Below are 18693 nucleotides of genomic sequence, written 5' to 3'. Positions count from 1 at the left end.
AAAGTGGCTCTGGCCACCAACAGTAATCCAGTCAGTTCGCCCACAAATTCCCCGGCCGCGATAATGAACCTTGCTTGCACCCTATTCCGTATGACGCCCGAAGAGGCAGTGCGCGGGTTCACTGTCAACGCGGCGTGCGCCCTCGGCATGCGGAAGGAGCGGGGCACTATTGAGGTTGGCAAAGCTGCGGATTTATCTTTTTGGGACATCGAGCATCCAGACGATCTTTCCTACCTTCTCGGCGCTAACCGCTGCATTGGTGTCGTCAAGCGCGGAGGGGTAGTCTTCGAAACTCATTCCCGCTTCGCACGCCCCTGCAGCGACGCCGAAAAGTACACAGGCCAGCCCCACCCGCGAGGCATCACTTGAATACATTGCGCTGCAGATACCGGCTGTCCAGTTGCAGAAATTGGCTGGCAAATCTGACGTTTGGTCTCGATCGCGGCACGCAGGTCATTGCAGTTCTTCGATCAATGCCGCGCCGCTTCCCTATAGTGCGGTAGTGGAGACCACTGTGATGATGAAAAGAATAGCCGTCGTCGATACCGGGAGACGGCATCGTAATCGAAGCATTCGGCCGTGGAAACATTCCTCCTGATCTCCTCGCCGGTATACAGACGCGCTCGCCTCCGGAATTCCGATCGCGCTTGCGACGCACTGTCACGAAGCCACGGCATTCCCGGCATACGGCAACGGCGAAGCGGTAGCAATCGAGGCCGAAACGGAGCCGTGTTTGGAGGAAGTCTGAGTCGCGCTAAGGCCAGGCTTCTGATGCAAAGTCGAACGGCGCCGCAGACCAGCCGCAATCTCTAATGAACTGATGCAATTCATTTTGCGGTACTGGCGCAATTCTACCCACCACAGCGAAAGCTATCACCATGAACTGGGACCGTTTGTTTCTTCGAACTCTGGAGGCAAAACTCCCCGACATTCTTCAGCTTACCAAAGCTGCAGTTGACATTGACAGCGGCAGTTATGATCGCGAGGGCGTCAATCGCGTTAATGACGTCTTCGAAAAGGCGCTGATAGCTGCCGGATGCAAGGTCGAGCGCGAGATCAGGCAGGCCGCTGGCGATCAATTGACGGCTCGCTGGGAGTCGGGTCGTCCGGGCCGATCGATCCTCATCCTCGGTCACGCCGATACGGTTTGGCCCACCGGCACTGTCGAAGGGTGGAAATTCGAGCAGAAGGATGGGCTTCTTACCGGACCCGGCGTCGGGGATATGAAAGTGTGCGTAGCCACGGCAATCGTGTCTCTCCGCGAACTCTTCCAAATGGGCATCGAGGGCATCGAACGTGTGGTATTTCTGATTGTGCCTGACGAGGAGGTCGGCAGCGACGCAAGCGCCAGCTGGATTATGACCGAGGCAAGAGCCGCGGATTTTTGTCTCACGCTTGAGCCTGCCAGGCCCAACAGAGGGCTTGTTGTCGGTCGAGGAGCCATTGGTCATCTGAGGGTCGATGCCTTCGGCATCACAACCCATGTCGGTAACAATAAGAAGGCCGGAGCATCGGCGCTCTCGGTGCTCGCTCGTCTTGTAACGCGCCTTGAGGGCTTGAGCGATGATGAGCGTGGCGTAAGTGTTTCCGTCGGGTTGATGCAAGGTGGGGAAGCCAGACAAGTGATGCCGGCGGTTGCTTGGTTTGATGCCGACCTCCGCGCGCGGAGCAAGGAAGCCACAGAAGCCCTGATAGATGATATCGAGCGATGCATTTCCGAAGAGCTTGCCTCGTCTGATCGGAGAGTGACAATCAAGCACTCCATCAGGATGCGACCGCCATTCGAAGAAGGCGACGGAAGCCGCTTTCTATTTCAGTTAGCCAACGACACTGGTGCGGCACTCGGTATCGAAATGTTTCCCGCTTTCTCGGGAGGAGGTTCTGATGCCAGCTATGCCGCTTCGGTCGGTACGCCGACTTTGGATGGCCTGGGCCCGATCACGCATGAAATGTGCAGCAGGCGCGAGTGGACCGAAGTGTCGAGCATCGCCGAACAAGGCGCGCTTCTGGCCGGCATAATAAAGCGGCTATCTGCGCCGGAGTAACGCATCCATGCTGCGTCAAATGTTGCGGCCCGCAGTTGACCACCCGTTCGTTCCATCGAAAGTCCTGCTTTGATAAATGATGGCAATCGCCGATCGCGTTGCTTGGCGCGGACGCTAGTTAAAAGCGTTAACGGGTTCGCGCGAAGAAAAAGACGTTTAAAGAGAGTCTATGCCGGGCTTGGAATCGCCTCATTAGGTGCTTCGGGCGACGAATAGCTGGAGCGTCGACAATGTGGCGCATGTAAATTGGTCAGCCAGTATTTGCTAGGAGTATACCGATGTCGCAGCAGCAACCGCAATCTCTCGGCATTCTTAATTTGGAAAGAGGTTTGCCGCGCGGCACGGAGCCAGTGGATCCGAGGCCTGGCCACCTATTTTATCGGGGGACATTTGATTTCCCGATTATCTCTGAGACGGTAGAGGGGGCATGGGCAGAGAACGTTATCCGAGGAGATCCCTCCTTAGAGCGAGCTTATATTGCAGCTGCTAAACGGTTGGTCGATCGTGGAGCGATTGCAATTAGCGCGAATTGTGGTTTCACAATCAGACATCAGAAAGCGATTGCTGAAACTGTCGATGTTCCGGTCGCAACTTCGAGCTTGCTCCTTCTGCCTATCCTCCTTCGTCAACTTCCTGCGGCTGGCAAGATCGCGATCATCACTGCGGATTCACAATGTCTCGGCGTTGACTTACTGCAAATTGATAACCCAGCAGACATTGAACGGGTCGTGATAGGAGGCGTAGAGGGCGGCCGGCTGTGGCACAATGAGATGCGGCGTCCTCCTCCCCTCACTAGGCCAGAGGATATCGAGTTTGACGTGCTGGAGTGCGTGCGGCGCGTCCGGGAAACGCAGTCAGGTGTATCTGCCTTGCTTTTCGAGTGCACCGCGTTCCCAATAGTTTCTTCCTCCATCCGAAGAGCGACGGGGTTTCCGATATACGACATAACGTCGCTATGCAGGCTGACCTTTTTGTCTGCAAAAACGTAACGATCAACTCCGCGACGACGTACCCGGAATCAGCAGACGGAGGTCACAGAAATCTCTATCGGGACGGCCTTGAAAATGAAGCCAGGCGTACGCCCACAAAGTTCTGCGATGGATCGAGCCGATCGCGCGCTCAATCGGCCTCCTTCTGGCCTTTGTGGCGATCTGCTTAGTTCCGCTGGCTCGCTGAAGCTCTTGATCCTCGCCTGCCATAACGCAGTACAGATCGGGAAAGTTTGCACTCGCTTTGAACGCATCATCGTCGATCGCAAACGGAATGATGACGCCACTCCTATCAAGTATTGGAAGTGCACCGGCGTCGCGAGCAATGGCGGTGTGGTCTCGGACGCTGGTGACGCGAGCGAAGGGATCCGCCCGTTGGATCGCTTCACCGCGCTGGAGGATATCACTTGCGCCGGCGAGTTCCTGGCGCTGATGGCCCGAGCGCGGGAAATCGACACCGCTCGACCCGCTCCGCGGGCCAACAACGCCGACCAGCGGCCGCGTTCTGCTCGATCGCTGGCTGATCACAGGCCCGTCGGCGGCCGCCGTATTGTGTTGTAGCACACGCGCGATTGCCCTGGCGCACGATGGCGCAATCGTGCGGAGCATATTGCCGCGCTGTTGCCGCGACCTGGGTGGCGGCTGTAAGCTCTCCAGAAAATCCTAAGTTTCTCATTCTCTGACCAGCGCCGCCCCCGGCCTGCGTCCACCCCTCAAGCCGGCGCTCCTTAAAAGCGAGGTCAAAGGGCGCAGGTCAAGATAAACTTACTTCAGCCGGACGGCGAATTCGGCTGAGGTAGACGGATAGTATAAAAGTAGCGGTCCGCTCGGAAGTTTTCCCTGAAATACACCACCGGGATCCCTTTGGAGTCTAAGAACAAGCGTTTCACGCAGAGGATGGGCGCATCGACAGCTATTTGCAATGCCGTGGCGAATTTGGTCCCGGCGACCAGCGCATCGATCTCTTGATGCTCCTCCCAAATATCTTTGTCCACGATCTTGCGAAGGAGAGGCACAAAAAGGCCTGGGAATTCTCGAGCAGCTAACTTTTTTCCAACTCTCAAAGGAAAGAACGCCTCGAGCACCACGAACGGACAGGCCTCGAGCATTCGAACGCGTCGTACTTCGTAAACGGCACTTTGGGCACCGGTCCGCAAGGCACTCGCCACATCCCTCTCTGCCGTGACTTCGCCTTTTTGGATCAAGACGCTGGTTGTTTCCAAACCGGCGATCCCGAATTCTTCTATTGGTCCAGTCAGCCTATCGTCAGCCGGAGCTGCTGGTACCGCCCTGAGTATCGTGCCAACTCTCGGCCGGCGTTCGATGATTCCCTCGGTGGCGAAAATCTTCATCACTTGCCGCACCGTAACGCGACTGACTCCGAACTCTGCCGCCAACTCCGACTCCGTTGGCAGGCGGTCGCCGGGCTGAAGCAGGCGAAGTCGCCGTCTTACGATCTCTCTAATTTGCAGGTACTTCGGAAAGGGATGGTAAGCGAAATCACTCATAAGGGCTTTGCGGAAATGATGAACGTTCGTGCTCATCCGCATGCTAGCCCAATGATGCACACTCAGCCAGAGCCGATCGCATCATCTAGACAGCTTTCCCCCTGGGCCATCCCAACAGGTGCAGGCTCATGAAACGCAAATGACGAGCCTCTCTATCGATCTCAGATGCGGGTACCCGCGGGAGATAGCAGAACGTGAGCCCAGAATTCGATGACAAAGAGGTGCTCTCGACTGCAATACCCGGAGCGGATTCTCCCTTTTATGCATGCAAACCCAAGGCGGTCCATTCGAAATGAACATTATCATTCTGTAAAAGCGCACTAGACAGCATCCTTTACTGCAGACAAGAACTGCTGTGTTCTCTCCCGCTTCGGATTTCCGAACAACTGCTGGGGCTCTCCTTGTTCTTCGATCTTGCCGCCGAAAAAGAAACACACCCTGTCGGAAATGTCCGCGGCAAATCCCATCTGATGAGTGACCATCAACATTGTCAGCCGAAATTCCGAGACAAGCTTCCGTATTACGTTCGTCACCTCTCCAATCACCTCTGGATCCAACGCCGACGTGACTTCGTCAAACAACATGACCTTCGGACGCATAGCCAAAGCCCGTGCAATTGCCACGCGCTGCTGCTGCCCACCGGAAAGCCGTGCAGGATATTGGTATTTCTTTTCGATCATGCCCACCATGCTTAGCAATTCCTCGGCCCTATCTCGGGCCTCAGCTTTGCTAAGACCGAGAACCTGAACGGGCCCCTCTATGCAATTTTGGAGAGCCGTCATATGAGGAAACAAATTGAAATTCTGAAAACACATGCCAATGCTTGCTCGCATTCGTCGGAGATACGACGCATCTGCAGGGACGAGCTTTCCGCCTCTGGGCATGTGTGTGAGGGGTTTCCCGTCTACATAGATGACCCCGGAATTGATCGATTCCAATGTCATCAGCATACGTAAGACGGTCGTCTTTCCTGAGCCGGAAGGCCCGATTATCGACACCTTCTCTGCTTCGGCGATGTCCAGATTGAGATTATCCAGCACCTTCAGACCGCCGTAGTTCTTAGATACATTCATAAAGCGCACCATCGGTACACTGGTGCCCGTTAACTCCAGCGGATAGTCGTGCGAACTTTCCATCAAACCATTCCCAATCTGCTGCGCAACCATCGCTCAAAGATACGGATCAACCAGGCTGCAGGCAGCGAGAGCAGAAGGAATAACATACCCACGAGGGTATAAGGCTCAAGGTAGCGATAGCTATTCGTTCCGACGACTGTCGCGGCATGCATCAACTCAGCGACACCGATTGCCGAGAGCATTGGGGTATCCTTGAAAATCGCGATCAGAGCATTACCCATGCCGGCCATAGCGGGGGGCAGAGCTTGCGGTATGATGATTCTGAAATAGGTATCTCGTCCGGAAAGATTCAGCGCGGCGCAAGCCTCCCATTGGCCGACCGGAACCGCCTCCAATCCACCTCGAAAGATTTCAGAGAGATACGCCGACCGGTAGAGCCCAATTGCTATCAGCCCTGAAACCCATGGAGAAAGTTGAACACCGAATTGCGGGCCTACGAAAAACACGAAGTAGATCTGCAGGAGAAGCGGTGTCGAGCGGATGAACTCGACGAATTCGCGCACGGCTGCCGTCACGAGCTGACTACGTGTTCTTTGCAGAAGAGCGAGGATTAGGCCACCCACAAGGGCGATCGAATAACCGATGCCAACCGCGGCAAGTGTTTTTAAAGCTCCGGCGAGCAAATCGGGAAGTATTTCCCAGGCGAAGCTCCAGCTCCACTCTAGCTCCATATCACGTCCTCGACATCTTTCGCCGCAATCTCGACTCGAGACTGCGGACGGTCGGTGTAATAAGGAAACGGGCTAGCAGATAGTAAATCGCTAACGCAGCGCCGAAGGCTTGCGCTGAAAGGAAGGTAAGGTTGTTGATCTGCTTTGCCTGAAACATGAGCTCCGCCAGCCCAATTAAAGAAACGAGGGCCGTGCCCTTCAAGACGTCAATCAACAGGTTACCCCAAGGCGGTAGCATGATTAGAAATGCCTGAGGAAAGATGATACGGTACATGCGCTTTGCCGGCGACATCGAAAGCGCATAAGCCGCCTCCCATTGTCCCTTCGGTACTGCAAGAATTGCTCCCCGCACGACTTCCGCGCCATATGCACCAGTGTTGATGCCGACTGCCAAAAAGCCGGCAGTAAAGGGAGAAAGGCTCACTCCTAGTAGTGGCAGTACAAAGAATATCCAATATATTTGTACGACCAAAGAACTACCGCGGAAAAATTCGATGTATGCAACAGCAAATGCGCGTAGCCCGTTATTTTTCGATAACACCAACAGTCCAAAAGTGACCGAAAGTACTACTGTTACAAGTGAAGCAAGGACAAACTGCCCGGCCGTCACCAAGCTGCCGCTGAGATATCTTGATCCATACTGCTCCAGAAAAAGCCAAAAGCCCATGCATACTCCTGACGCTCAGCGAGAAACTCCGATGAACGAACCTGCTGGCCCGAACGAACCTGCTGGCCCGTTCATCGTCCATTCCGGCAGATCAGCGGTTTTCACAAACCCATTCGAGCGAAGTCGAACCAGGAAGCTGCTTTTCGCTGTAACCAAATGGCGCAACCGCGGAAAGCATTTCGGGCGATCCGAGAAACTCCTTCTGAGCGGCGTTGAACTTCGAGACGAAGTCAGAATCATTTTTCCGGAAACCAAAAGCAACCCAATTAAACGTTGATTCCGGCATTTTAGTAGAATCGGTAACTTCGACAGAACCTTCAGCGCCCTTAGCCTGAGCCTGGAGGGATAGATCCGAGTTTGCTGCGGCGTCTGCGCGTCCCGATCTGACTGCTGCCAAAACCGAGGGTCCATCAGGAAGCTGCATAATGCGGTCCGGCGGGACGCCGAACTTTTTTGCGCTGTCAATGGTGGCATAGCCAACAACTGCAGTCATTGTTGCGTTCTTCTTGGCAATGTCCTCGTAGTTCTGAAGGCCTTTCGGATTGCCTTTGGGGACAAGCAAAGCATCAGCGGTCTTCAGCATGGGGTCGGCGAAAGCGATCGTGTTGCATCGGTCCTTCTTGATGTACAAACCAGACGTGACGATGTCGATTCTGCCGGCTTGAAGAGCTGGTATCAATCCGGAGAAATCTGAAGTCACCACCTCGATCTGTGTGAACCCCATCTTCTTCAAAAGATTGATGACGTAAGCGTTCATGAACCCAGCGGGCTCGCCGCCGGGCCCAACGAATGCATATGGCGGCGAGTTGGCAAAGCCGATACGAATCGCCGCTCCCGACTCTAAGCGACTGGTTAACGGTCCCGCGGAAGCAACGGGCGCGATTAGACTTAATAGTACTGCTGCTACGGATGCGGAAATCTTGAATTTCATATATTCATTCCCCTCTTTGAGCGTGGCTGGTTGCTAGTGTTGAAATTACCCGCCGCCGTGTTGCAAGCGTCGGCTGTTTTTGCTTGCAAGCTGAGTGCGTAACCAGCGTTGCCCTCGTTCAGACCTCGATTTGCGGTCTCGCTGAGCTTCTGCGGGAGCTGGTATGATTTCACCCAGCTCGTCGGATGCACCATGAAAGGACGAATTCATCGTCGCCGCCGTTTTAATACGAGTTAGACCCTAATTTGTAAAGTCGCTAATACAATTATTTGTACGGTCTAATATAGACGAGATTTCGTGGTCAAAACGTCGGTTTGGAGCAAGGAGATCCCGGTAGCAGGGGTCCCATACACGGGCCACGATGTGTGTGCACTATCTAAGCGAACCATGGAGTTCAGACCCCGGAGTGCATTTGCAATGCCGTCGCGGCAACTCCTCCTCGACTCCCTTAGCGCGATTGCCGTCCATCTGGCCCAAAGGCATAGAACGGATTGACATCGCAATACGCGTCTGTGCCGGAGGCAGTGACCGTGCACTGCTTGTACGTCGAGAATTGGCAGTTGCCGGGAGAGCCCGAGATGCGGCCCTGCAGGCAATAGCGATCTGAAGGAACTGCGGGCATGTGCGCCGAATGATGTCGCGGAGCGGCGGTCGAACCCGCTCCCAACCCGAAACGGTAAATGCAACTCCGACGACGAACAAAGCATATCGCATGAAGTCTGTGCCTGCGTTGAAAGCGGGAAGACCGCGAACGAAAGTCTCATCGCGCTCTAAATGAGCGTAAATGCGAGCAGGCTGGAGCAGAGCAGCACGATGCCGGCGGCGGTCAGCGCCAATAGGCTACCGGAGACGACATCATGATTGTGCATCGAATGCCTCATTGCGCCACAAACCCCCGAACAACGCCCGGCCGAGCAACGCCTGAACGGCCGGCGCAGCATAATTCGAATTTGACGCATTATTCCTGCCCTTATCGCACATGAGGCCCTTTTTTCGGCGCGATCGCGCTGAGTTTCGCCGTCAACCTGCAAAATAGATTAACGAGCTCCGGGATGTTTGCTGATAATAGGCTTTGAACGATCGATGGGCGCGGGATTAAGTCACGACGGCATCGGAATGCTAGGAGCCTGTCCGAGTAATCGGATTTTTCTCGACGAAGAACAAGCGCGTAGCTGCTCGTCACGCATCCTTTTGCTGTACGTCGATAGCTGTTGATGTGGGCTTTGCATATCTGTCCTCGCCGACTGCCGCTCTTGAAGAGCTCGAAATCAAGTGTTGCCATTGCCAAGCTTCGGTCCGCCAGGGGCTTGGTTCAATACGTCAGTCGACCGATTTTGGCGGAAGCCAGGACGGGCCGCGATAGTCGCGAAGAATTTGTTGGTCACTTCGGAGCGGCGTGTTTTAGCGCACGAAGCGATCTCCATCGTTCGATCGATGGCAGGGAGCAATCAACTTTATTTAGGAGTCGGTCGTTCTCAGCAGGGTTCACTCCGCTATCGAGTATCTCGATCCATCGAGGTCGATTCGACGATCAACGCCTATTCCGCATAGATGATGATCGTGATGAACTCGATTCGATCGTCTAGCAGTTTTTCCGGACCATGAAGGACGCCGCCGGAGAATGTGAACGCGTCACCTGGCTCCACGAGAAACGTTCTGTCGCCAAACCGGTACTGCATCCGCCCGCTCAGCATGTAGATGAACTCTGTTCCAGGATGCTGAAAACGGGGATAGCTTTCGCTCTCCTTGTCCATGTTGATAAGAAAAGGCTCGAAGATTTTGCGCGGCCCCTTGTGATAGGATAGGAGCCGGTAGGTGTGCCCGTGCTTGGTGCCTGAGCGAACAACCTCCATCTGGTCGGCGGCCTTGATCAGCTGGGCCTCGCCGATCGTTTGCTCCACCTCTCTAAACAAAGTCGACAGGTCCGTTCCCAGAGCCGCACAGATCCGCTCAAGGTGCTCGAGGCTCGCGGTGGACTGGCCATTTTCGAAGCGGCTGAGCATCGGGACCGAGATGCTTGCTGCCGACGCAAGATCGCTAAGCGTAAGGCCGCGGTCGAGCCGAGCACGCCTCATGGCAGCCCCCATTCTTTCGTCGATCGGCGGTTTTGCCACGGCCGTTTGGGCGGGAGGAGCAACCTGGTCCGGCGCGCGCTCCTTCTTGGCCTTGCGCTGGCGCTTTTGATTCGCTTGTTTGGCTTTGCTCAATTCGACGCCTCCCGCAGCCTTTGCAGGATATGACGTCTAAAGCGTTTTTGGATCTAGCAATAGTCCTTTATCGCCACTGCTTCTCTTCGCTGATCCACCACGATCCAGGTAGAGCTCCAGGCTTTACGAACGCGTCGACGGCATTAGCAAGAAGCCTGGACACGTTGTTCTCGAAGTTGTTGACTGGGAGCGCCTGCCCAAACGCAACAGAGCCCGCCGAAAACACTGCGCCGTGGTTTGGGGCCGTGAAGAAGGCCATATCGGCGCGAACCCGGTAGTCATAAGACCCCGACAATCCTTCGAATGCATAGTGGATGACCTCCGGGTTGACGAGATAACTGTCCGTGTGACCGCCGGACGAGGCGATGAGCTTTACGTGGGGTGGCGTCCCAAGGCTTGGATCGCAGCGATCAAGCGCCACGCCTGCAGCGCCACCATAGGCCAGACCGAAATCTCCGATGATCTCCCCTTCGATCCCCTTGGTCAGCCAAGACACAGTGCGGTGGTAGCTATCAGGCATCTTTCGGTAGAATTGGCTCTTTCCGTAACCTTCCGAGATGAAGCCAACACCCACGACCTTTTGCGCCGGTCGTCCCTGTGCGCGCCAGGCGCCGCCCTTCTGGCCATTGGTGGCCATGTAGTATTCGCCCGGACGCGCATCCCACGTCTTCCACGCCGGGCCAAATTTGCGGCACTCCATCACCCATGGCTCGTCCGGGCGGAACGCCACGCTCCAATGGAAACCATTGCCGCCGAGGTAGATGTATCGTCCCCCAGCAGCGATGTAGTCTTCAGTCGCATCGAGCATCCGTTCGGAATAGTACTCCGGATGAGTGCCACTGATGATGCAGGTGTACGGCTCCAAGGATGATACACCTTCGCGCTCAAGGTCCTCATCGGTTAGGACATCGTAGTCATAGCCTTGGTGCTCAAGCCAGGCTATGACCGAGAGGTCAGCCGGGAACTGCCAGGCAAGATTGGTGCTGGAGGAACGGTATTTCGGCCGCATGTTGACGATCGGACGGTGGTAGGAGCTGTAGCAGACGCCCTGTCCGTCAGCCCAGTGATCGCAGGCCGAAAGGCTCAAATCGTCGCGCTTGTCGAGTTCAATGTCGATCTCAGACAAGACGGCCGGCATGCCGGTGACCGGCTGAGTGATCGGCGACTCGAAGCTCTGTCGTTCATTCGCGTAAGCAATATAGCTCGCCGTCGGAAACAGGAATGCTATCCGGCTGGTCGGCTTCTTGGGACGGACGAAGAACGGGATATATTCTTCGCTGAGACCGGTCTCCTCACCCGCCCGCAGGCGGATGGCGTAGGCACCGCTTCTCAAAGTCTCTGGCAGCCTGACGGCCTTCGTCACTTTCCAATTGCAGTCCGTCAGCGCATCAGCGTGGAATTCGATGCCGCCATATTCCTGTGGCGCCAAGCGGAAGCAATCATTGCGGCCACTCCAATTCCATCCCGTCTGGCCCCGCACTGGCCGATTTCGCCCTACGGCGTGCAAGCGGAAGGGCCCGGTGTCGGTGACCACATCACCGATCCCTGCCTCGGTGTAACCTGCCGCCGTATCCCAATAAGCCACCAGCCCTTGGGGTGACGGCTTTTGGCCAGATCTGAGCTGATCGAGGTCCTCGCGTGATAGTGCGCGATCGAACAGGCCCGGCCGGTCAATCTTGCCACAATAGAGTTGCGAGACGAACTGCCCGCGGCCCTCCCGGCAATCACGCGCGCCGCCGATCAGAAATGGAGTCGCGGGGAGATTCTTCTGCCGTGATAGAAGAATTGCAGAAGAGTGGGCGCTGTGCTCGACGAGCGCCACCCTGCTTAAGAGGCTATTATACCGGTTGAGTACGCCCTCCTGAAATAGGCTCGCCCGACCCGTGTTGGCATCGAAAGCCGCTGCAACGAAGTACCACGAATTGGCCTGCAGAGGGACGTCGGCCTCGAGGCGATCAACCTCGGCACCTTTTCCCAACGTGAACTCAAGGCGGCCATTTGGGGAGATGCCGAGGCAAAATCCGCATCCTTCCTCGTTGTCCCAACGCGCAATGAGAGCTTGGCGGCGCCCAAGCTGTGGCCGCGTCGGGCAAATGAAGGCAAAAGCCGTCAGACTACCCTCCACAGCCAAGCGATGCGAATCGTCCGCCACTTCGAGGAATGAGCCGAGCTGAGTGTGCTGCGTTTCGACCCGCCACGTGCCATTAGTGCTGCAGTCGATCTCTTCCTCCACGAAGCCGGGCCCGGAAGGATGTTGATCGCCATGGATCAGCCGCACCAACTTTGCTTCGGCTCGGCCTGTGCCTTCCCCGTTGACGTAAAACTGGACAAGGTCGCCCGGCTTGACCGACAGCTTGTCCGAATAGCCGAAGAGCTTAGGTCTTGTCATTACAAACTCCAATTTATTCCGGCTTCCGTCCGGCGGCAGAGCATCGACTGAACGAGAAAGTCCATTTCAGGACTCGAGCAAGTCCTGCACATTCCGGAGGAAGACTGCGTGCTGTGCTTCCGTGTGAGACGTGTAGATTTTCTCATCCAGTCCCTTCGGCGGCACGCCTCGAACTCCTGAAAGGACCACCACCCGGTACGTCTCGAATGGCCGGACAGTCAGGATGGCGTACCTGTGAGCCAGTGGTCGGCGGTTGAAATAGATGAGCAGCCGATCCAGAGGCTCGGTGTGCTGTCCCAAGGGAGAGAGATGATGCTCCTCGATCACCTCTGGCGTGACGAGCGCTCGCAGGAAATCCCGCTGCCTTGTTTCGAACATTCGCCTGAAGATTTCGTCCCTGTCCTCAACTTGCGCCGTATTCTGCATCATTGGTCTCCTTCCCCAGTATCGCGCAACTTACGAAGCGACAGGCTCGGGCTTTGGCACGGCTTCAGCCGGCACTGCATTGGGCAGCGGCCCAGGTTTGACGAATGCGTCGACGACATTGGCCAGGAGTCGAGAAACATTGTTCTCGAATCCATTTACCGGCAGCGCCTGGCCAAAAGCAATCGAACTGCAAGATAAGACCGCGCCATCGTTGGGAGTGGCGAAATAGGTGATGTCGCCACGCACGCGGTAATCGTAGCTACCGGTGATGCCGGGATGCTGATGCAATTGAACCTGCACATGCGTAATGTAGTTGTCGGTATGGCCACCGGATGAAGCAATCACTTTCGCGTTCGGTGGCGTCCCGAGTGTCAGGTCGTAACGATCCAGTTCGACGCCGGCGGCTCCATCATAAGCAAGGCCGAAATCTCCAATGATCTCACCCTCGATCCCCTTGGTGATCCAGGACAGTGTCGGATCATAACTGTCCGGCATCCGGAAAAACGGTTCGCTCCTGCCAAACCCCTCCGACACAAAGCCAACGCCCATGATCTTCTGTGGCGGCCTGCCGAGGGATTTCCAGGGACCGCCTTTTTGCCCGGTGGTCGCCAGATAGTGCTCGCCAGGACGTGCCTCCCAGGCCTTCCAGGTGTCTCCGAACTTGCGGCACTCGAGCACCCACGGCTCATCCTCGCGGATGGCAACGTTGCAGTAGTATCCGTTCGCCCCAAGATAAATATATCGCCCGCCTCCCTCAATGTAGTCCTCAGTCGCATCCATCATCCGCTCGGAATAGTATTCCGGATGCGTCCCGCTGATGACGCAGCGATACGGTTTGAGCGCCGCAACCCCTTCCAGATCGAGATCTTCGTCGGTGAGCACGTCATAATCGTAGTTGTGGTGTTCAAGCCAGGCGATCACTGAGAGGTCGGCAGGGTACTGCCAGGTGATATCCATGCTTGAGATGCGGTATTTGGGCCGCATGTTGACCACTGGTCGACGATAAGAGCTGTAGCAGACACCCTGGCCGTCCGCCCATGAATCGTAACAGCCGTGCCCGAACTCCGGATTCTTGTACATTTCGATATCGATCTCGGTCAGGATCGGGGTCATGCCCGTCATGCCCTGCACGATCGGTGCATCGAAGCTCAGATGTTCGTTGGCGTAGGCCAAATAACTAGCTGTTGGCACCAGAAAGGCGATGCGGCCAGTCGGCACCTTCGGGCGAACAAAGAAGGGGATGTATTCCTCACCCAAGCCGGTACCCGGACCCGCGCGCAAGCGCATGGCGTAGGCGCCGCTCCGTAGCTCGTCGGGTAGCTTCAGTGCGTTCGTGGCCTGCCAATTGCAGTCAATGAGTGCGTCGGAGTGGAATTCTACGCCGCCATATTCGTTCGGTGCCAGTCGGAAGCAGTCGTTCCGTCCGCTCCAGTTCCACCCGGTCTGTGCACGAACGGGCCGATTGTAGCCCTTGGCGTGCAGCTTGAACGGACCGACGTCGGTCACGATATCGCCAATGCCCCGATCGGTATATCCGTGGGTCGTATCCCAATAAGCCACCATGCCTTCGGATGGCGGAATGTACCCGCTTCGCATGAGGTCGAGCTCATCACGACCGAGCACGCGATCAAACAATCCAGGCCGGTCGATTTTGCCGCAATAGAGTTGCGAGACGAAGTGCCCCCGCTTCTCGTGCCAATCCCGCGATCCCGCCATCAAGAATGGCGTATCGGCCAAATGCTTGGGACGGAAGCGGAAAACTTCAGAGACATGCGAGCTGAGGTCAAGCGGAGCGACCTTGCCGAGCACGCTATTATAGCGGTTGACCACGCCCTCTTGATAAAGAGTGGCGCGACCGGTCTTCGCATCCAGGCTCGCAGCCACGAAGTACCACATGTTCGCCTGGAGCGGCACCTCGGCTTCAAGGTAATCGACCTCCTCGCCCTGGCCTACCCAGAACTCCAACAGTCCGTTCTGCTTGATGCCGAGGCCAAAGCCACAGTTCTTGTCGTTGTCCCAACGGCCGACAAGGCACTGTCTCAGGCCAACCTGCGGCCACAAGGGATGGATAAACGCGAAGACGGTGAGGCTCCCCTCTAAAGCCAGCCGGCGCTCGCGGTCGGCGACTTCGAGGAACGAGCCCACTTGCGTGTACTGCTTTTCGACGCGCCAGGCTCCATTGACACAACAGTCAATCTCCTCCTCGACGAATCCTGGGCCCGCGGGATGCTGGTCGCCATGGATCAGACGCACCAAGTGCGCTTCGGCAGCGTCTGTCCCGTCGGCATTGACATAAAACTGGATGACATCTCCCGGCTTCACCGAAATCTTGTCCGAATAGCCAAAGAGCTTAACTTGTGCCATCTAGTAACTCTCCACTTACATCTATGCTCTGCGTCTCGAATCGCTGCTCAGGATTCGAGAAGATCTTGGACCCGGCGTAGAAACACACCGTGATAGGCTTCGACGGGCGACCCGTAGATCTTGTCCTCGACCACGCGAGGCGCGACACCCCGGTGACCTGAGAGCGCGACGATCCGATAGCCCTTGATCGATTGGAGCGCGGTGATCGCGTATTTGTCCGGTTGCGGCTGGTTCCGGAAGTAAATCAAAAGCCGTTCCAGCGCCCCGCTGTGTTGGCCCTGTGGCGCGCGTCGATGCTCATCAATGACTTCAGGCGTCACGAGCTTCTTCAAGAATTCGCGCTGCATCTTGTCATAGCGGCGACGATAGACGTCATCCACGCTGCCGGCTTCGGTCGCTTCCTCAGGCAGTATTTCGCCGCCCTTTTCCGCGCGGGTCGAGCGGCGTTCGCTCTTCTTCTTGTCTCTCCAGGCACGGAACTGCTGCTTGATGCCGAACAGGCCGTTGCGAAGATAGAGCACAACGAACAGCATAATCAGCCCGATGATGATCAGGCGCATCGGCCCGAGCGTGATCAGGACTTTATCGAAAAAGACCACGATCAGTGTGCCGACCACCGCGCCTTCCGACCGCCCGATGCCGCCGATCACGAGCATGGCAAGTCCAAGCAAAACGGTATCAAAACTGAAGATTGAGAACGCCACACCGCCGTAGTTTGTGGAATAGAAGCCGCCGATGAAGCCCAGCGCAACGGAGGAGATCAGAAAGACCCTGACGCGCGCCTGACGGTAGTTAACACCTGTGGCCTCGGCGAAAGCTTCTCGCTTCTCAGGCGCCATTCGCAAGATGCGCCCTAGTCGCCGTCCGTTGACGAAGCGATAAAGGAGCAGCGCAAGCAACATCAGCGCAAAGCACGCATAATAGGCGAGCTGCAGCTGTCCGGACGAGGACCAGTCCTGGGGTATGTAGGTGGTCGCACCATAGAGTCCGCCCGTTGCTGACCCGAATTGCTTGGACGTGACGAAGTAGACGCGGCAGAGCTCATTGAGGCCAAGCGTCAGCAGAGCATAGTAGAACCCGTCAAGCCTGGTCGCGGGCAGCGCAATGATGCTTCCGAAGATCAATCCCACAATCGCGCCGAGTGGCGGCATCGCCCACCACGGCAGCCCAAGCGTTGTTGACGAATATGCCGTGACGAAAGCTGCCGTGCCAACAATGGCATAGGTCGCCAGCGAGAAGATGCTCGCGGTCCCGATGACGAGCATCCAGCATAGATTAATGGCAGCGTAGATCCCGAAAGTGACGCCCGCGGTGAGCAGCGTGTTTTCGAGGCTGGCCGGCGTGACCAGGGGAATTAGCGCAAGTGCGATCAGTCCCATCACCCACCAGATGGGACGCTTGTCGACGATCGTCTTCTCCCGCCGAAGGCTCTTCTCGTTATACTCTCCGCGAACGCGCAGCACCCGGCGGCGGGTCGGCCAGTAGCGATGGCGCTGCCACAGGTTTTTGCTGTGGCCGGCCCACTTGTGGTAGTATCGCAGCCGTCCTACCGGAAACAGCTTTGTCCTGGCGGTGCGCGTCGTGTCCCAGATCTCCTGATGGCTGACGAAAGAGGCGGTCGGAAGCTGTTCTACTTCCTGCTCACTGTCCCACACGAACAATGGGTTTCGCCACGTCCTCTGAGCTTGGCTGCCTTGGGTCATGCTTTAAGCCTCCCTCGCCCTGTCCAGAATTCCCGCGATTCCCCTCGGGCGCACCAGCAGGATTATGATAATCATCAGGAATTGCGTGATCAGAATATAACGGCCGCCTATGGAGACTGTTGTGAGCGCTTCATTTAGGCCGAGCACGACCGCTGCAATCATTGCTCCCTGCACGCTCCCAAGCCCGCCACACAGCGCGATGCTCACCGCCTTGATCATCGGCGTAAGACCACCGAACGGCGAAATATAATAGGTCTGGGATAAGAGAACGGCCGCAAGGCCCGCCAGACCGCCAGTGATAGCCATGACGTAGAACGATGTGCGTCGCACGCCGATGCCGACGATGGACGCGGCGTGGGGATTCATCATCATGGCTCGGATTTCAAGGCCGCGTCGGCTCGATCGCATCCACCTGAGCACGAGTAGAAGCATGAGGATCGAGGTGAGGACATTTCCGATCTTGTCGGCCGTTAACGTTATTCCGGACACAGAGACCTTCCAGGTCCCGAATATCTCCGGCAAGCTCTTGGAGCGCGGACCAAACCACCAGAGAAGGGACTGTGTCCCGATCAGGTTTATGGCCAGCGTCGCAATCAGCCCCCTGATCGTAAAGTTCGGCTTGTCGTGGATGGGAATGAAGGCCAAGGCACAGACAAAGAGCCCACCCAGAGCCCCTGACAGAACGCCGCTTGCGAGAACGGCGGGACCCCAGCTCGAGACGTGTTGGGAAAATAGCCAGGCTCCGTACCCCGCAAAAGCGAAGATGAGTCCGTATGCGAGGTTTAGCAGCCCCAGGCTTGACCACGTAATGGATACACCAATGGCAAGCGTGCCATAAATGCAGGCCAATACGATCGTGTTGCTGACGACAAACCAGATATCCATCGCTCACCCCCTTTCGTGATCTTGCAGCATCAGCCCAACCGACGCTTCGCCCTTCAGCTTGCCCACATGCATTCCGATGATTCGATCAACGCGCCCCTCCAGCAGGGACACGTTCTGCTCCGCGATCACCATTGCTGACCCACCAAGATCGAGCGCCATAAGTGCGTCGATCACGTTTTTTCCGATCTTTGGCGCAAGCCCAAGTGAAGGCTCATCGACAAGGAAGAGCGACGCCTCTCCCATTAGTCCTCGGCCGATGGAGACCATCCGCCGCTCGCCACCCGATAGCCGACCAACCGGGACCGTCATCAGCTTCTTTAGAGGCGGAAATATTTGAAGCATGCGCTCCTTGCGCTCTTTCCGCTCGCGCCAGGAGCGCGGGGTGAACGCGCCCGAGTCAAGATGTTCTTCAACGGTTAGTCCGTGAAAGATTTCGTCGCCCTGCGGGATAAGGGCAAGACCTGCACGCACGATCTGGTGCGTGTAGCGTCCGGGGCCTTGGCTGCGCGTGCGGCCGACCTCGATGCCGTTCAGCTTTATCGAACCCCGTTGCCAACCAGTCAGCCCGGCGATCGCGTAGAACAAGGTCGACTTCCCATGACCGTTGAGACCCACGATGCCGATGCGTTCTCCAGAGCTGACAATCAGGTCGAGGTCGTGAATGACCCTCATCGGGCCATATCCGGCCGACAGACCGGACACATTGAGCACCTCACGCCGTCGAACCAGCGGGTGTTCGGCTCGGCCGAGATCTTGCTGCATGACGTTCATG

General features: G+C 56.6%; 17 protein-coding genes. 4 read left to right on the top strand and 13 right to left on the bottom strand.

Going from position 1 to position 18693, the window contains the following annotated elements; genetic code table 11:
* From AC0L23_RS35035 to AC0L23_RS35020, 4 genes are all read left to right on the top strand, one after another.
* Window positions 1-369, top strand: a 369-nt coding sequence (locus AC0L23_RS35035; protein ID WP_473358064.1) for an amidohydrolase family protein, incomplete at its 5' end; no start/stop codon positions are given.
* Window positions 370-878: 509 nt separating this feature from the next.
* Window positions 879-2045: a M20/M25/M40 family metallo-hydrolase gene (locus AC0L23_RS35030; protein WP_473358063.1), complete on the top strand. Its 1167-nt coding sequence runs from the start codon at window positions 879-881 to the stop codon at window positions 2043-2045.
* A 278-nt stretch (window positions 2046-2323) separates the two neighbouring features.
* Entirely contained in the window at window positions 2324-3034 is a 711-nt protein-coding gene (locus AC0L23_RS35025; protein WP_473358062.1) for an aspartate/glutamate racemase family protein, read from the top strand.
* A gap of 108 nt (window positions 3035-3142) precedes the next feature.
* Window positions 3143-3595: a hypothetical protein gene (locus tag AC0L23_RS35020; protein ID WP_473358061.1), complete on the top strand. Its 453-nt coding sequence runs from the start codon at window positions 3143-3145 to the stop codon at window positions 3593-3595.
* Between the two features lie 209 nt (window positions 3596-3804).
* Here the strand turns inward: AC0L23_RS35020 and AC0L23_RS35015 are convergent, their stop codons facing one another.
* The 13 genes from AC0L23_RS35015 to AC0L23_RS34955 form a co-directional block, all read right to left on the bottom strand.
* Window positions 3805-4578, bottom strand: coding sequence for a GntR family transcriptional regulator (locus AC0L23_RS35015; protein WP_473358060.1), 774 nt, complete (start codon window positions 4576-4578; stop codon window positions 3805-3807).
* Window positions 4579-4862: 284 nt separating this feature from the next.
* The gene (gene ehuA / locus AC0L23_RS35010) at window positions 4863-5678 is read right to left on the bottom strand and encodes an ectoine/hydroxyectoine ABC transporter ATP-binding protein EhuA (protein WP_473358059.1); all 816 of its coding nucleotides are present in this window, start codon (window positions 5676-5678) and stop codon (window positions 4863-4865) included.
* Window positions 5678-6349 carry an ectoine/hydroxyectoine ABC transporter permease subunit EhuD gene (ehuD, locus tag AC0L23_RS35005; RefSeq protein ID WP_473358058.1) on the bottom strand — a complete coding sequence of 224 codons (672 nt, stop codon included), beginning with the start codon at window positions 6347-6349 and terminating at the stop codon, window positions 5678-5680. The genes ehuA and ehuD overlap by 1 nt, the downstream gene beginning before the upstream one ends.
* 1 nt (window position 6350) lies before the next feature.
* Entirely contained in the window at window positions 6351-7016 is a 666-nt protein-coding gene (gene ehuC / locus AC0L23_RS35000) for an ectoine/hydroxyectoine ABC transporter permease subunit EhuC (RefSeq protein ID WP_473358057.1), read from the bottom strand.
* Between the two features lie 91 nt (window positions 7017-7107).
* Window positions 7108-7947 (bottom strand): ectoine/hydroxyectoine ABC transporter substrate-binding protein EhuB, encoded by an 840-nt coding sequence (gene ehuB, locus AC0L23_RS34995; protein ID WP_473358056.1) that lies wholly within the window; start codon window positions 7945-7947, stop codon window positions 7108-7110.
* Between the two features lie 448 nt (window positions 7948-8395).
* Window positions 8396-8614, bottom strand: a complete 219-nt coding sequence (locus tag AC0L23_RS34990; RefSeq protein WP_473358055.1) for a DUF3551 domain-containing protein — start codon at window positions 8612-8614, stop codon at window positions 8396-8398.
* 871 nt (window positions 8615-9485) lie between these two features.
* On the bottom strand, window positions 9486-10154 hold the full coding sequence (locus AC0L23_RS34985) for a helix-turn-helix domain-containing protein (protein ID WP_473358054.1): 669 nt from the start codon (window positions 10152-10154) through the stop codon (window positions 9486-9488).
* A 67-nt stretch (window positions 10155-10221) separates the two neighbouring features.
* Window positions 10222-12543, bottom strand: coding sequence for a N,N-dimethylformamidase beta subunit family domain-containing protein (locus tag AC0L23_RS34980; RefSeq protein WP_473358053.1), 2322 nt, complete (start codon window positions 12541-12543; stop codon window positions 10222-10224).
* A 66-nt stretch (window positions 12544-12609) separates the two neighbouring features.
* Window positions 12610-12972, bottom strand: coding sequence for a N,N-dimethylformamidase alpha subunit family protein (locus tag AC0L23_RS34975; protein ID WP_473358052.1), 363 nt, complete (start codon window positions 12970-12972; stop codon window positions 12610-12612).
* Between the two features lie 27 nt (window positions 12973-12999).
* On the bottom strand, window positions 13000-15333 hold the full coding sequence (locus AC0L23_RS34970; RefSeq protein ID WP_473358051.1) for a N,N-dimethylformamidase beta subunit family domain-containing protein: 2334 nt from the start codon (window positions 15331-15333) through the stop codon (window positions 13000-13002).
* 47 nt (window positions 15334-15380) lie between these two features.
* Window positions 15381-17036: a branched-chain amino acid ABC transporter permease gene (locus AC0L23_RS34965; RefSeq protein ID WP_473358050.1), complete on the bottom strand. Its 1656-nt coding sequence runs from the start codon at window positions 17034-17036 to the stop codon at window positions 15381-15383.
* 3 nt (window positions 17037-17039) lie between these two features.
* Window positions 17040-17921: a branched-chain amino acid ABC transporter permease gene (locus AC0L23_RS34960; RefSeq protein ID WP_473358049.1), complete on the bottom strand. Its 882-nt coding sequence runs from the start codon at window positions 17919-17921 to the stop codon at window positions 17040-17042.
* 3 nt (window positions 17922-17924) lie between these two features.
* Window positions 17925-18692, bottom strand: a complete 768-nt coding sequence (locus AC0L23_RS34955; protein WP_473358048.1) for an ABC transporter ATP-binding protein — start codon at window positions 18690-18692, stop codon at window positions 17925-17927.
* Window position 18693 lies beyond the last annotated feature (1 nt).

Source organism: Bradyrhizobium sp. MI1.4, assembly GCF_055811315.1.
This window is presented reverse-complemented; position numbering and strand designations above follow the sequence as displayed.

Excerpts from the sequence above, each read along its gene's own strand:
- AC0L23_RS35015 (WP_473358060.1), bottom strand. The coding sequence starts at position 4,578 with ATGAGCACGAACGTTCATCATTTCCGCAAAGCCCTTATGAGTGATTTC.
- ehuC (WP_473358057.1), bottom strand. The coding sequence starts at position 7,016 with ATGGGCTTTTGGCTTTTTCTGGAGCAGTATGGATCAAGATATCTCAGC.
- AC0L23_RS34955 (WP_473358048.1), bottom strand. The coding sequence starts at position 18,692 with ATGAACGTCATGCAGCAAGATCTCGGCCGAGCCGAACACCCGCTGGTT.
- AC0L23_RS35020 (WP_473358061.1), top strand. The coding sequence starts at position 3,143 with ATGGATCGAGCCGATCGCGCGCTCAATCGGCCTCCTTCTGGCCTTTGT.
- AC0L23_RS34970 (WP_473358051.1), bottom strand. The coding sequence starts at position 15,333 with ATGGCACAAGTTAAGCTCTTTGGCTATTCGGACAAGATTTCGGTGAAG.
- AC0L23_RS34960 (WP_473358049.1), bottom strand. The coding sequence starts at position 17,921 with ATGGATATCTGGTTTGTCGTCAGCAACACGATCGTATTGGCCTGCATT.
- ehuD (WP_473358058.1), bottom strand. The coding sequence starts at position 6,349 with ATGGAGCTAGAGTGGAGCTGGAGCTTCGCCTGGGAAATACTTCCCGAT.
- ehuB (WP_473358056.1), bottom strand. The coding sequence starts at position 7,947 with ATGAAATTCAAGATTTCCGCATCCGTAGCAGCAGTACTATTAAGTCTA.
- AC0L23_RS35030 (WP_473358063.1), top strand. The coding sequence starts at position 879 with ATGAACTGGGACCGTTTGTTTCTTCGAACTCTGGAGGCAAAACTCCCC.
- AC0L23_RS34980 (WP_473358053.1), bottom strand. The coding sequence starts at position 12,543 with ATGACAAGACCTAAGCTCTTCGGCTATTCGGACAAGCTGTCGGTCAAG.
- AC0L23_RS34975 (WP_473358052.1), bottom strand. The coding sequence starts at position 12,972 with ATGATGCAGAATACGGCGCAAGTTGAGGACAGGGACGAAATCTTCAGG.
- ehuA (WP_473358059.1), bottom strand. The coding sequence starts at position 5,678 with ATGGAAAGTTCGCACGACTATCCGCTGGAGTTAACGGGCACCAGTGTA.
- AC0L23_RS34965 (WP_473358050.1), bottom strand. The coding sequence starts at position 17,036 with ATGACCCAAGGCAGCCAAGCTCAGAGGACGTGGCGAAACCCATTGTTC.
- AC0L23_RS35025 (WP_473358062.1), top strand. The coding sequence starts at position 2,324 with ATGTCGCAGCAGCAACCGCAATCTCTCGGCATTCTTAATTTGGAAAGA.